We start from the raw sequence: 11,368 nt of genomic DNA, 5'->3' as shown, positions 1-11,368 counted from the left end.
CGGTTGGCTTCCCACGCGTGACAGTAGTGCCTGCTACGCAGTGGCCTGCGCGGCCGCGCCGCTCGGCTGCGCGAGGCGGGGGGCGAGTTGTCGAACCCAGATGGTATACGCCGCTCCGCTGCGAAATCCTTCCTGTTCCAATGCGTTTCGAATGCCCGCATGATATTCTCGCACATCCGCGAGAACGGGAACCTTCGCGCTCATCTGCGACAGGGCGTTTCGGATCATCTGCGGGGTGTAGCTCTCGTACAGCGGATGCACGAGCATCTCCAGATACTGGCTTCGCTGGCCGAACGAGAGGCGCATCCACCCGATAATTCGCGACCCGAGCTCCCAAACGAAATCCTGGCGGCTCCCCAGTACGCTCGGCGTCCAGACCTTTCGGCCACGATAGAGGGCTTTCCACTCGCCGTACGTCATCGCCTCGGCGGCGCGAACCGGGGCCGGAACGGCGGCGCAGTAAAGCTGAAACACGCCTTGCTCGTCGGAGGTGAGTCGCGGGCGGGCCGGCAGTGCGTCTGGCGCATCCTGGCGGAACCCGGGCTCCAGCCGGTAGGTGGCCGCGTCGCTGTAGCGCTCGAAGCCCGCCCTGCGCGCGGCGTCGGCTCCCAACCCCTCCGGCGGTGTCTCGAGAAACACTCGTCGCCCTCGCGCGTTCCGCGCGCATTCGCAGGCCCATCCCAGGAGGTCCACAGCGGCTCCGACACTTGGCGCGACGAGCTGCTCGATGTCCCAGACAACCCCGGTCGCGCGCGAACGCGCGATGACCATGCCGGATACGTGGCCGTCGTCTCGGGCGACTCCCATCCGCCGGTCTCCCGCGTAGCTCACCATGAGTCCGGAGAGCAGACGAAGGAAAGTAGGGTGGCGGTTCTCCGGCGGCGCTTTCGGCCATGTGTGGGCCGTGAGCTCGGTACCTTCGATCCGGTGCAGGAGCCCGATGGTCACGCCGTCGATCGCGCGCATTGCGTTCACCATTCTGTCGCCTCGTGGGGATCTCGGAGGCTAGATCGCCGGTGAGCGATGCGCGTTCGGAGCGGCTTCGACGCCCCGACTTCGTCCGCCGACCCCGGTGGGTTCGGCCTCATGACTCTCCTGCTGTTCACGATTTGACTTTAGACGGGCGACCAGGTCGAGAAAATACCGATGGATGCGTGTGTCAGGCGTGAGCTCCGGATGAAATGCGATTCCCAGCACCGCGCCCTGTTTCACGGCGACGATTCGTCCGTCCTCGATCCGGGCGAGGACTTCAACGCCCTCGCCCACCGATTCGACCACGGGAGCGCGAATGAACACGGCGTGGACGGGCTGGTCGCCGACGGCGGGAAATACAAGATCTTGCTCGAAGCTGTCCACCTGACGACCAAAGGCGTTTCGTCGAACGGAAACGTCAAGGCCCTCGAGCCCTGGGATCGGTTCGCCATCCACCCGCTTTGCCAGAACGATCATCCCAGCGCAGGTACCGAGCACGGGGAGGCCACGCGCGATCGCATCGCGGAGATCCGGCTCGAGACCGAATTCGGTCATGAGGAGGCGGATCGTGGTGCTTTCACCGCCGGGAATGACCAGTCCGTCGAGCCCGTTCAGGTCCTCTGGCCTGCGGACTTCAACAGTCTCGGCTCCGAGACGGGCAAGGACTTCGCGGTGTTCTCGAAAGGCGCCCTGGAGAGCGACGACCCCGATGCGCACGGCGTCACCAGCCACGCGTCGCGAGAACCTCCTCCGGGCGGAGCGTTGACAGGTCGATTCCACGCATGGGCTCTCCCAGTCCACGCGACACTTCGAGAATCACGTCCGGATCGTTGTAGAAGGTAACGGCGCGAACGACCGCCCGAGCCCTCGCCTCCGGGTTCTCCGACTTGAAGATGCCCGAGCCGACGAAAACGCCTTCGGACCCGAGCTGCATCATGAGGGCAGCGTCGGCTGGAGTCGCGACGCCTCCAGCGGCGAAGTTGACAACGGGAAGCTTTCCCGTGCGCGCGACCTCCTGTACCAGCTCGAAGGGTGCGCCGAGGGCTTTCGCCTCGGCCATCAGCTCATCGTCCAACATGCCGTGGAGCTTTCGAATCTGGGCCATCACGGTGCGTACGTGCCGTGTCGCCTCTTTGATGTCGCCGGTGCCGGCCTCGCCCTTGGTTCGGATCATCGCGGCGCCCTCGCCGATGCGCCGTAGCGCTTCACCGAGGTCTCGCGCTCCACAGACGAAGGGCACGACGAAGCTATGCTTGTTGATGTGGTGCTGCTCGTCGGCCGGCGTCAAGACTTCGCTTTCATCGATGTAGTCGACGCCCAACGACTGGAGCACCTGGGCTTCGACAAAATGGCCGATTCGGCACTTGGCCATAACGGGAATAGTGACGGCGTGCATGATGTCTTCGATGATGCGCGGATCAGCCATGCGCGCCACGCCACCCGCCGCTCGGATATCGGCCGGGACGCGCTCCAACGCCATGACGGCGCACGCGCCCGCCTCTTCGGCGACCTTTGCCTGGTCCGGAGTCACCACGTCCATGATGACACCGCCCTTGAGCATTTCCGCGTGGCCTGTCTTTACCGTAACTGTTCCGCGCTCCATCGAGACCTCTCGTGTTCGCTTCATCCACCAAGTGTGCGTGACTGAACAATTCTACACTGGCACTGGGTGACCAGCAATTGATGGGTTATTGCGTTCTTCCGGTCAGTCAGTTCGGCTGTTGACACGGTGGGAGGGCGAAGGTAGAATGCGTCGGTCAAAAGAGGCGCAGTGAAGTGCGCCCACCGCGTGACGTGTGAAGAATCCATTTCTCGTCTCGTCTTCCGCCGACGGCGGCGCAATGCTCGCGGCGAAGAAGGTCCTGGTCCCGGTCAACGGGAACGGCACCGACGAAACCATCGTGGGGCTTGCGTCGCTCACCGCGAAACGCAACAAGGGTCGCGTCTACGCGATCCACGTGATCCAGGTCAGCCGCACCCTTCCGGTTGACGCGGACCTCGTTGAAGAGCGCGAGCGCGCGGACGCCATCCTGGACAACGCCGAGCGAACCGCGGAGCAATGGGGTCAGGAGATCGAGACGGAGATCCTGCAGGCGCGAGACATCGGCACGGCGATCGTCGAGGAGGCTATCGAGTCCCATGCCGACCTCGTGGTGATCGGAGTCCAGTACAACGCGGCCCTGGGCGAGTTCGACCTCGGGAAGACAGCGATGCACGTTCTGCGGTACGCGCCGTGCGCTGTGTGGCTCTGTCGTCAGCCCATCGCTGGTTGAGGCGCTGAGCGCCACAAACACTTGCAAAGGACGGGCCTGCAATGTTCGTCATCATTATGGGTTGCGGTCGCGTCGGTGCGCGGGTTGCCACAAGCCTGTCGCGAGCGGGCCACGAGGTGACCGTTCTCGACCTCTCCCCAAATGCGTTTCGCCGACTGGATCCCTCGTTCAACGGCGTCACCATGGTGGGGAACGGCATCGACGTGGACGTTCTGCGGCGAGCCGGAATCGAGCGAGCAGATGCCTTCGCGGCGGTCACGCAAGGCGACAATCGGAACGTGATGGCCTCACAGATCGCTAAGCACGTCTTCGGCGTCGGCAAGGTCGTAACGCGCATATACGACCCACTTCGACAGGAAACGTATGAAATGCTGGGAATCCAGGCGATCTCCCCGACCGTGATCGGAGCAGATCGATTCCTGGAGATCCTCGACCCGAGCCTGCCAACCTCCGGCCGCTGACACATCTCGAAGGAGTCCACGCGGTCTAGAGCGTTTCCGACTCAAAGGATGGACTCGAGGTGCGAGGATGTTCATTATCGTAGCCGGTGGCGGGAAGGTCGGCTATTACCTCGGAAAAGAGCTCGCTGAGCAGGGCCACGAGGTGGTCATCATCGAGCAGGATCAACGCCGGGCGGCCGAGATCGAAGCCGACCTAGGTAGCATCGTGATGGTGGGCGACGCGGCCGAAACAACCGTATTGGAACAGGCTGGAGCCGCTCGAGCGGACCTGGTAGCCGCCGTGACTGGCGACGACGAGGACAATCTCGTCATCTGCCAGGTGGCGAAGGTGCGCTTCCACTCGGGGCGAACGATCGCGCGGATCAACAATCCCAAAAACGCCGATATCTTCCAGCGGTTGGGGATCGACGACACGGTCAGCGCGACAGACGTCGTGCTGTCTGTCATCGAGCAAGAGATTCCGCGACAGCACCTGGTCCCGTTGCTCCGGCTTCGCAACACCGATGTCGAGATTGTCGAAGCCGTCATCGGCCAGGGATCCGCCATCGCCGGTCACCGCCTGCGGGAGATCGCGCTGCCCTCATCTTCCAGCATCGCGGTCATCATTCGCGATGGCAGCGCCATCTTTCCAAAGGCGGACGATCCGGTGCTCTTCGGCGACCACGTCATCGCCTTCACGACCAGCGAAAGCGAAGCTGACCTGCGCAGCGCCCTGCTGGGAGATTAGGGCTTTCGCTCGTGGTTCCCGTACGGACGCGCTCGGCGATTCTCGCGTAAATCGAGCGGCCGTGGGACGCTCAGACCATCCCTTGCGGCTGCGCTGCCGGCGCTGCGATGGCGACCTCGCCGATGAACTTCCGCCAGGTTTCGTTCCCGTCCAGATAGTGCTGGAACAGGTACTGCGGCGTCGCCTTGGGCTCGAACGGACTGCGCCGAAGAGCCATCTTCGCCTCTTCGACGGTCTTCCCGCCCTTTCGATGGTTGCAGCTCCTGCAGGCGCTCACCAGGTTCTCCCAGTGGTGCCGGCCCCCCCGGTGCTTCGGCACCACGTGATCGAGCGTCAGGTCCTTTGATCGAACACCGCAGTACTGACACGTGTGCTGGTCGCGGAGGAAGATCTCACGCCGCGTGAGGCGCACCCGCGGACGCGGACGCTTGATGAGGTGATTCAGGCGAATGACGGACGGAACGCGCCATTCGCGAGTTGGGGAGCGCAGGACTAAGCCATCCACCTCGAGGACTTCGGCTTTTCCGCCGTCGACGAGTACCAACGCGCGCCGGGGATGGCAGATGTTGAGCGGTTCATAGTTTTGATTGAGGACGAGGACCTGCGCCACACAGGCTCCCGGTACGGGGGTTCACTGCCTGAAACCGATTGTATCACCGAGATTTTTGGGAGGCCAACAGTCGCGCTACCAAACGGGATTCGAGAGCACCAATCAGCGCACACGATGTCGGGGGAGATCTCCGAGGTCTAGTCACTCGGCACCCCCCATGCCTCACCGCTTTCCACGCCGGTGATCTCGTTCGCAGACGCGAGACTCTTCAGGTCCACCGGGATGCCAGCCACCATGAGATACACAGAATCTGCCACGCCAGCGAGCTGCTGATTGGCCATGCCCAACAGGTCGCGGAACACGCGGCCCGACTGGTACGACGGCACGATCCCCATCCCAACCTCGTCCGAGACCGCGACCAGGTTGGCCTTCGCCCTGGCCGTAACGCGCAGCAGCTCGTGAATCTCGGACTGGATACGCGAAGAGACGTCGACCATTTCTTCGACCCGGACATCATTCGGGAGATGCTCGCGGTCTCCCGGCTCCGCATCGGCACCGCGCGTGCCCGCCATCAGATGGTTTGAAACGAGCAGGGTCAGGCAATCGACGAGAACCGTGCCTCGGACGATACCCCGCGCGGAGATCGCGTGGGCGAGGGACAGCGGGGCCTCCAGCGTCGTCCACGTGCTCGGCCGCGCAGATCGATGGGCCTCGATGCGCACGCGCATCTCCGCGTCTCCGGGGGTCGCCGTGGCGACGAAGAGAACGGGAGGAGAACGCTGGGCGAGCCGCTGGGCATATGCCGACTTTCCGCTTCGCGCTCCGCCGAGCACGAGGACGACGCGGCGTTCGGGCGAGCGGCTCACGAATTCTGCCGCGAGGCGCGCCATCGGGCCCGCTCGATCGTCATGATTGCCCGTACGTGAGCAACCGCCGCACTGAGCCTCCCCTCGGCGTTGATGACCGTGTACGTGAACTCCGGCTCGCTCGCCATCTCGACCATGGCGTTGGCTAGCCTGCGCTCGAGGTCGTCGTTCGTTTCCGTCCCGCGACTGCTGAGCCGCCGCCGGAGAGCGTCGATGTCCGGGGGGCGAAGAAAAATGCTGACGGCGGTGGGAATCTTCGCGCGCACGCTGCGCGCTCCTTGCACGTCGACCTGGAGAAAGACGTCGCAGCCGCGACTCAGTGGCCCGTACACCTCGGCTTCCGGAGTCCCGTACAGATTTCCCACGATCGGAGGCACCCGGGCGAACTCCAGGAATTCGCCGCGTTCGGCCCGGAGAAGAAATTCGGGCTCCGAGTAAAAGAGATAGTCGACGCCATCCCGTTCGCCCGGCCTCGGCGATCGCGTCGTCGCCGTGATGCAGAAATGGACCGTGGGTTCTTCGGTACGAAGCATTCGAGCAAGGGCAGTCTTCCCGGACCCGGCCGGGCCAGACAGGATGAAGACGAGCCCAGTCCCGGCGCTCGCGCCGTCGCGACGGTCGCTCAACCAACGCCCTCTCGTGAGCACCGTTGGTATACTGCCGGGGGGGTTCGCACGCGTGACCGCCTCCGCATCATCCAGCCGTTTCCGGGAAGGAATCCTCAGGGTTGAGTCTGGACGCCCTTGCGCTGCACGCAATACGGGATGATCTGAATCGAGATGTCCTGGGCGGTCACGTAGATTCCGTCTGGCTCATGAACCCGCACGCCGTCTGTCTCGAGATCTTTGCCGGCAAGAAATGGTTTGTCGTGCTGGCCCCGGATCCGGCCGAGCCTCGCGTTTATGTTACCGCCGAACGCCCGAGGCGGGACACAGAGAGGGTCACGCCGCTCCTCCTTCTCTTGCGAAAGCACGTCCGCGGCGCACGGCTTGTTGAGGTGGAGCAGCCGCGGCTCGAACGCCTGCTCGTCTGTCGATTCAGCACGCGCATCGACGGGGAGCCGCCACGCCGAGTCGAGATGGTCCTCGAGCTCATGGGCAGGCGAAGCAACCTCGTCCTGGTCGACGAGGACGGCGCGATCCTGGACGCTCTGACCCGGCTTCCACCGTCTATCAACCCTTCTCGCCCGCTGCTGCCGCATCTTCGGTACACGCCACCCAAGGGTGAAAACAAGCACGATCCACGGGACCCCGCCCTGGGAACGATTCTCTCCGCCCAGGCGCAGGCAACGGAGGTTGACGCGTGGCGTCACGTCGTGGCGCTCGTATCGGGTTTCTCTCCGATCGCGTCGCGGGAAGTCCTGGCTCGCTGTGCATGCGATCCCGAAGGTCCAGCCAACGCAATTCCAGATTGGGGCGTCGTGGCCGAGGCCATCCGGGAACTCACCGGTCCCGTTGACACCCATGCGTGGAGTCCGACCATCGCGTGGGACGGCGAACACGTTCTCGGCTTCGCCCCCTACCCGCTTCGTCAATTCCCGGACGCGGAAGTTCGCGCGTGCGACACGATGAGCGCGGCGATGACGCAGCTCGTGGATTCCCACCACGGCCGCAAGCCGATGCCCTTCGACCGATTGCGCCAGCCGCTCATCGACGGGATCGCGAGCCGATTGGACGCGCTGCGGCGTAAGCGCAGCAGTCTGGAGCGGTCGCTCGCGATGGCGGACCGCGCCGACGAGCTTCGATCAGCGGGCGAAGCGATTCTCGCGTCCCTACACGAGATTCGAGAGGGCGACGTCGCACTCACCTGGAACGGTCGACGAATCGACCTGTACCCGAATCTAGCTGGCGTCGAAAATGCCCAGGCGTACTTCCGGCAGTACGCCGACGCCCGAGACGCGAAGACGTCCGTTCCGCCCCTCTTGCAGCAAACGGAAACCGAGATCGCCTATCTGGAGGATATGAACATTTATGTAAACGGCGCGCGCGACGAGCGCGAGCTTTCATCCCTTCGACGCGAGCTCGAGGACGCCGAGGTCCTCCGTCCGGCCAAGCCGCGGCCGCTTCCCAAGAATCGGGCGCAGCAGGCGCCAACGCGGGAAGGGATCGTGCGACGGGAGTCCGTCGAGGGAGTGGAGGTGCTGATCGGCGGTAGCGCGGCGGGAAACGATACCGTGACCTTCCGGATGGCCCGGCCGGGTGACCTCTGGTTCCATGCGCGCGGTCGGCCCGGCGCCCACGTGGTACTCCGGACCGCGGGATCACCCATCACGGAGCGTCACATCCTCGCCAGCGCGCGCATCGCCGCTTCGCACTGCGCTGCCGGAGACGACGATCGAATCGAAGTGGATTACGTCGAGCGTCGGTTCGTCCGCCGCGTTCCCGGCCGATTACCGGGACGGGCGACATACCGGAACGCCGCGACCGTCATGGTGTCGCCTGAGCGGCCGGCCGCACCTTTGGTGCGAGACCGGCGCGCCGCTGCGCGGTGAGATCGCCGGAGCGCTCAGGGGCATAGAAGGCTGACGGTGATCCGGGACCGGCCGACCTCGCTCTTCGCGGCTATCAGGAGAGGTTTTTGGAAACTTTCGCCCAGAGCTGCGGCTTTGGCAAGAAACCAACCACCCGGTCCACTTCCTTGCCATTTTTGAACAGGATCATGGTGGGGATGCCTGCGATGCCAAATCGACCGAGAAAGGACCCGTTCGCGTCCACGTCGATCTTGGCGATCTTCAGCTTTCCATCCTGCTCGCGGGCGATTTCCTCGAGTACTGGCGCGACCATTCGACACGGACCGCACCACTCGGCCCAGAAGTCAACGAGTACAGGCTCGGTCGCCTTAAGGACCTCCGCTTCAAACGATTCTTCCGATACATGGACCGGCGCTGCCACGCTCGCCTCCTCTGAACTCTTCGGGCGACAATTCATCGCCGCTTCTGCTTACTCTAACACAGCATCGAGCGCGAACATTCCCGGCATTGGTGCGCCGCTACGGCCGCGACGGCCCGTATGAGCGCGGCCGTATCTCGCGGCGTGCCCTTCCGTGAGCTGGGGACCACGCAGGCGAGCTGGCCCGCCCTGGGAATTTGCGCAGTTGGCGTCATCCTCGTCGGGTTCGCGCCGCCCTTCGGCTTCCTGCTCGGCGCTCTCGTTCTCGTCGGCTGCGCCGTGTCCGCGCCATGGGTCTCCGTTCCTCTGGTCTTGACAACGCTTCCCTTCTCCTTGCACCCGCGTTCCATCGCGGGATTCGAGGTATCGACCACCGAGATCGCCATTATCACAACTTCATGTGCGCTCCTTGTCCGCGAAGGGTGGCGCCGGATTCCGTGGCCGCTCGCTTCGGCCAGTTCAGCGAGCGCGCTTCCCCTCGAATCGGCGACGACCGGATCCATCCGCGCGGCGCGGCCACCTCTCATCGATTGGTTCGTGGCCGCCTTGATCGGGAGCGCCCTGATATCGCTGACCGTGACCGAGTATCCGCGGCAGAGCCTTCGGGAGCTCCGCTGGCTCGTCGTGGAGCCGGTTCTCGTCCTTTCCCTTGCGCGCGCGACCCTTCGGTCGCCGGAGCACGTCCGCCTGACCCTCTGGTCCTTCGTGGCGACCGGCGCTCTCGCCGGCGTGGTCGCGCTCACCGCGATGGCAGCGGCGGGAGATCTCACCACCGCGAGTTCTCGGGCCATGGCGCCCTACCTCTCGCCCAACCAGCTTGGCATGTTCCTGAGCCGAGCGGGAGCCGTTGCCGCGGCAATCGTCTTGTTCGCTGGCCCCAACAACCGCACCGAGCGACGGCTCAGCCTCGCCGCTCTCGCCCCGATTGGGGCGGCTCTGGCCCGCTCGCTATCCCTTGGCGCGTGGATCGGCTTTGGCGTGGCGCTGGTTCTCGAGGCGGCGCTGCGCGGCCGCCGGACGGCGGCGTTGGTCATCGCTGGGCTCGCCCTCATCGGCGCGTTGGCCGTCGCCCTGGCGCCGCGCGACCGGATCTCCGAGCGATGGGACCCCGCCAGCGGCACCGCGCTGAGCCGAGTCCAAATCTGGACCGCTGCGGCGCGAATGATCGCCGACCACCCCATCCTCGGCGTCGGCATGGATAATTTCCTGTACGCCTATCGTGGCGGGTACATGCTCCCCGAATCGTGGCGCGAGCCCAATATCTCCCACCCGCACAACTGGATTATGGATTTCTGGCTTCAGCTCGGTATCCCAGGGCTGGCGGCCTTCGCGGCATCCATGGGATGGACGATCAGTGCGGCGCTCCGCATCGCGCGAGCCGGGGCAGCCTCAATCGATCGCCAGCTCGGGGCCGCGGCGCTCGGCACAACGGCAATTCTGCTCACCCATGGTTTCGTCGACAACAGCTATTTTCTGGTGGACCTGGCAACGCTGTGGTGGGTCATGATCGGGCTCCTGATCGTTCGCGACGCGGATCGTCGCGCTGGCCAGCTGTCAGCACCGTAAAATCACGGGTGCCCCAGGTTTCGCGTCCACGGGAGAACCTTCGTGAAAGCGCTCGTCGCCGGCGGCGCCGGCTTTCTCGGGTCCCACTTGTGCGAACGGCTGCTCCAAGACGGCGCGACCGTGACGTGCGTGGACAACCTCATCACGGGCTCGCGCGCGAACGTCGAGCACTTGGTGTCGCACCCACGCTTCACCTTCATCGAGCATGACGTCACGCGTCCCCTGGACTTCACCGGCGACGTCATCGCCCATCTTGCCAGTCCCGCCAGCCCGAACCCATGGAGCCCCAAGAGCTATCTCGCTCATCCGCTGGAGACCGCACTGGCGAATTCAGAGGGAACGCGTCAGCTTCTCGATCTCGCCTACCGCAATCGCGCAACCTTTCTTTTCGCCTCGACCTCAGAGGTGTACGGCGATCCGCTGGAACATCCCCAGCGCGAGTCCTACTGGGGAAACACGAACCCGATCGGAATCCGATCCTGCTACGACGAGAGCAAGCGATTCGGCGAGTCGTTAGCGATGGCCTACGTCCGAGCCCGCGATGTCGACGCGCGGATCGTTCGGATCTTCAACACGTACGGACCGCGCTGCGATCCGGCGGACGGCCGAGTCATCCCCAACTTCATCAACCAGGCGTTGACAGGCAGGCCCATCACCATCTATGGCGACGGGACGCAGACGCGAAGTCTGTGCTACGTGTCGGACTTAGTTGAAGGGTTGTTTCTGGCCATGACCTGTTCGCAAGCCAAACACGAGGTCATCAACCTCGGGAATCCCGAGGAGCACACCGTGCTCGAATATGCCCGGCTCGTGCGGGACCTGTGCGAATCACGCTCCGATGTCCTCTTCGAGCCCTTGCCGGCAGATGACCCGACGCGGCGTCAGCCGGACATTGCAAAAGCGCGCCGCCTCCTCGACTGGAGCCCGCACGTTCCGCTGCGCGATGGCCTCCGCCAAACGATCGCCTGGTACCGGGCGCAGATCGAGCGCGCCGAGCTTGCGCGAATGCCAGATCACGAGGGCCGACCGGGGTGATCGGCGCGGCGCGGGCGCCTCTACCCATAC

General features: G+C 64.5%; 13 protein-coding genes. 6 read left to right on the top strand and 7 right to left on the bottom strand.

The genetic code is table 11. The features are described 5' to 3' along the window. Nucleotides 1-33: 33 nt before the first annotated feature. Genes VFC51_14395 through pdxS form a run of 3 tightly spaced genes read right to left on the bottom strand, consistent with a single transcriptional unit; the run spans nt 34 to nt 2,575 of the window. A complete protein-coding gene (locus tag VFC51_14395) occupies nt 34-978 on the bottom strand; it encodes a hypothetical protein (protein HZT08213.1) in 945 nt (314 codons plus the stop codon). Nucleotides 979-1,005: 27 nt separating this feature from the next. Then, nucleotides 1,006-1,704 carry a pyridoxal 5'-phosphate synthase glutaminase subunit PdxT gene (gene pdxT, locus VFC51_14390; GenBank protein HZT08212.1) on the bottom strand — a complete coding sequence of 233 codons (699 nt, stop codon included), beginning with the start codon at nt 1,702-1,704 and terminating at the stop codon, nt 1,006-1,008. Next, nucleotides 1,694-2,575, bottom strand: coding sequence for a pyridoxal 5'-phosphate synthase lyase subunit PdxS (gene pdxS, locus VFC51_14385; GenBank protein ID HZT08211.1), 882 nt, complete (start codon nt 2,573-2,575; stop codon nt 1,694-1,696). Before pdxS ends, pdxT begins: the two co-directional genes overlap by 11 nt. A 238-nt stretch (nt 2,576-2,813) precedes the next feature. Between pdxS and VFC51_14380 the strand changes: the two genes are divergently transcribed. The 3 genes from VFC51_14380 (at nt 2,814) to VFC51_14370 (ending at nt 4,433) form a co-directional block, all read left to right on the top strand. Then, the gene (locus VFC51_14380) at nt 2,814-3,245 is read left to right on the top strand and encodes a universal stress protein (protein HZT08210.1); all 432 of its coding nucleotides are present in this window, start codon (nt 2,814-2,816) and stop codon (nt 3,243-3,245) included. A gap of 41 nt (nt 3,246-3,286) precedes the next feature. Beyond that, nucleotides 3,287-3,706, top strand: coding sequence for a TrkA family potassium uptake protein (locus tag VFC51_14375; GenBank protein ID HZT08209.1), 420 nt, complete (start codon nt 3,287-3,289; stop codon nt 3,704-3,706). Nucleotides 3,707-3,773: 67 nt separating this feature from the next. Then, the gene (locus tag VFC51_14370; protein ID HZT08208.1) at nt 3,774-4,433 is read left to right on the top strand and encodes an NAD-binding protein; all 660 of its coding nucleotides are present in this window, start codon (nt 3,774-3,776) and stop codon (nt 4,431-4,433) included. 70 nt (nt 4,434-4,503) lie between these two features. On the opposite strand, the gene VFC51_14365 is transcribed toward VFC51_14370, so the two are convergent. The 3 genes from VFC51_14365 to gmk form a co-directional block, all read right to left on the bottom strand. Further along, nucleotides 4,504-5,043: an HNH endonuclease gene (locus VFC51_14365; GenBank protein ID HZT08207.1), complete on the bottom strand. Its 540-nt coding sequence runs from the start codon at nt 5,041-5,043 to the stop codon at nt 4,504-4,506. 137 nt (nt 5,044-5,180) lie between these two features. Beyond that, the gene (gene cobU / locus VFC51_14360) at nt 5,181-5,873 is read right to left on the bottom strand and encodes a bifunctional adenosylcobinamide kinase/adenosylcobinamide-phosphate guanylyltransferase (GenBank protein HZT08206.1); all 693 of its coding nucleotides are present in this window, start codon (nt 5,871-5,873) and stop codon (nt 5,181-5,183) included. After that, nucleotides 5,846-6,475, bottom strand: coding sequence for a guanylate kinase (gene gmk, locus VFC51_14355; GenBank protein ID HZT08205.1), 630 nt, complete (start codon nt 6,473-6,475; stop codon nt 5,846-5,848). The genes cobU and gmk overlap by 28 nt, the downstream gene beginning before the upstream one ends. Before the next feature lie 101 nt (nt 6,476-6,576). Here gmk and VFC51_14350 point away from each other — a divergent pair, with 101 nt between their 5' ends. Then, on the top strand, nt 6,577-8,340 hold the full coding sequence (locus VFC51_14350; GenBank protein ID HZT08204.1) for an NFACT family protein: 1,764 nt from the start codon (nt 6,577-6,579) through the stop codon (nt 8,338-8,340). Between the two features lie 73 nt (nt 8,341-8,413). Here the strand turns inward: VFC51_14350 and trxA are convergent, their stop codons facing one another. Continuing rightward, the gene (gene trxA / locus VFC51_14345; GenBank protein ID HZT08203.1) at nt 8,414-8,776 is read right to left on the bottom strand and encodes a thioredoxin; all 363 of its coding nucleotides are present in this window, start codon (nt 8,774-8,776) and stop codon (nt 8,414-8,416) included. 81 nt (nt 8,777-8,857) lie between these two features. Here trxA and VFC51_14340 point away from each other — a divergent pair, with 81 nt between their 5' ends. Continuing rightward, nucleotides 8,858-10,303: an O-antigen ligase family protein gene (locus tag VFC51_14340; protein HZT08202.1), complete on the top strand. Its 1,446-nt coding sequence runs from the start codon at nt 8,858-8,860 to the stop codon at nt 10,301-10,303. A 42-nt stretch (nt 10,304-10,345) separates the two neighbouring features. Then, nucleotides 10,346-11,338, top strand: a complete 993-nt coding sequence (locus VFC51_14335) for a UDP-glucuronic acid decarboxylase family protein (GenBank protein ID HZT08201.1) — start codon at nt 10,346-10,348, stop codon at nt 11,336-11,338. Nucleotides 11,339-11,368: the final 30 nt, after the last annotated feature.

It is taken from the genome of Chloroflexota bacterium (assembly GCA_035652535.1).
In the GTDB taxonomy this organism is placed as follows: Bacteria; Chloroflexota; UBA6077; order UBA6077; family SHYK01; genus DASRDP01.
Note: the sequence above shows the minus strand (reverse complement) of the source record. Positions and strands in the feature narration are given on the sequence as shown.

Bases quoted from the DNA above. Each gene is read 5' to 3' on its own strand.
- VFC51_14395 (HZT08213.1), bottom strand. From the start codon at position 978: ATGGTGAACGCAATGCGCGCGATCGACGGCGTGACCATCGGGCTCCTG.
- pdxS (HZT08211.1), bottom strand. From the start codon at position 2,575: ATGGAGCGCGGAACAGTTACGGTAAAGACAGGCCACGCGGAAATGCTC.
- VFC51_14380 (HZT08210.1), top strand. From the start codon at position 2,814: ATGCTCGCGGCGAAGAAGGTCCTGGTCCCGGTCAACGGGAACGGCACC.
- VFC51_14375 (HZT08209.1), top strand. From the start codon at position 3,287: ATGTTCGTCATCATTATGGGTTGCGGTCGCGTCGGTGCGCGGGTTGCC.
- VFC51_14370 (HZT08208.1), top strand. From the start codon at position 3,774: ATGTTCATTATCGTAGCCGGTGGCGGGAAGGTCGGCTATTACCTCGGA.
- cobU (HZT08206.1), bottom strand. From the start codon at position 5,873: ATGGCGCGCCTCGCGGCAGAATTCGTGAGCCGCTCGCCCGAACGCCGC.
- trxA (HZT08203.1), bottom strand. From the start codon at position 8,776: ATGAATTGTCGCCCGAAGAGTTCAGAGGAGGCGAGCGTGGCAGCGCCG.
- VFC51_14340 (HZT08202.1), top strand. From the start codon at position 8,858: ATGAGCGCGGCCGTATCTCGCGGCGTGCCCTTCCGTGAGCTGGGGACC.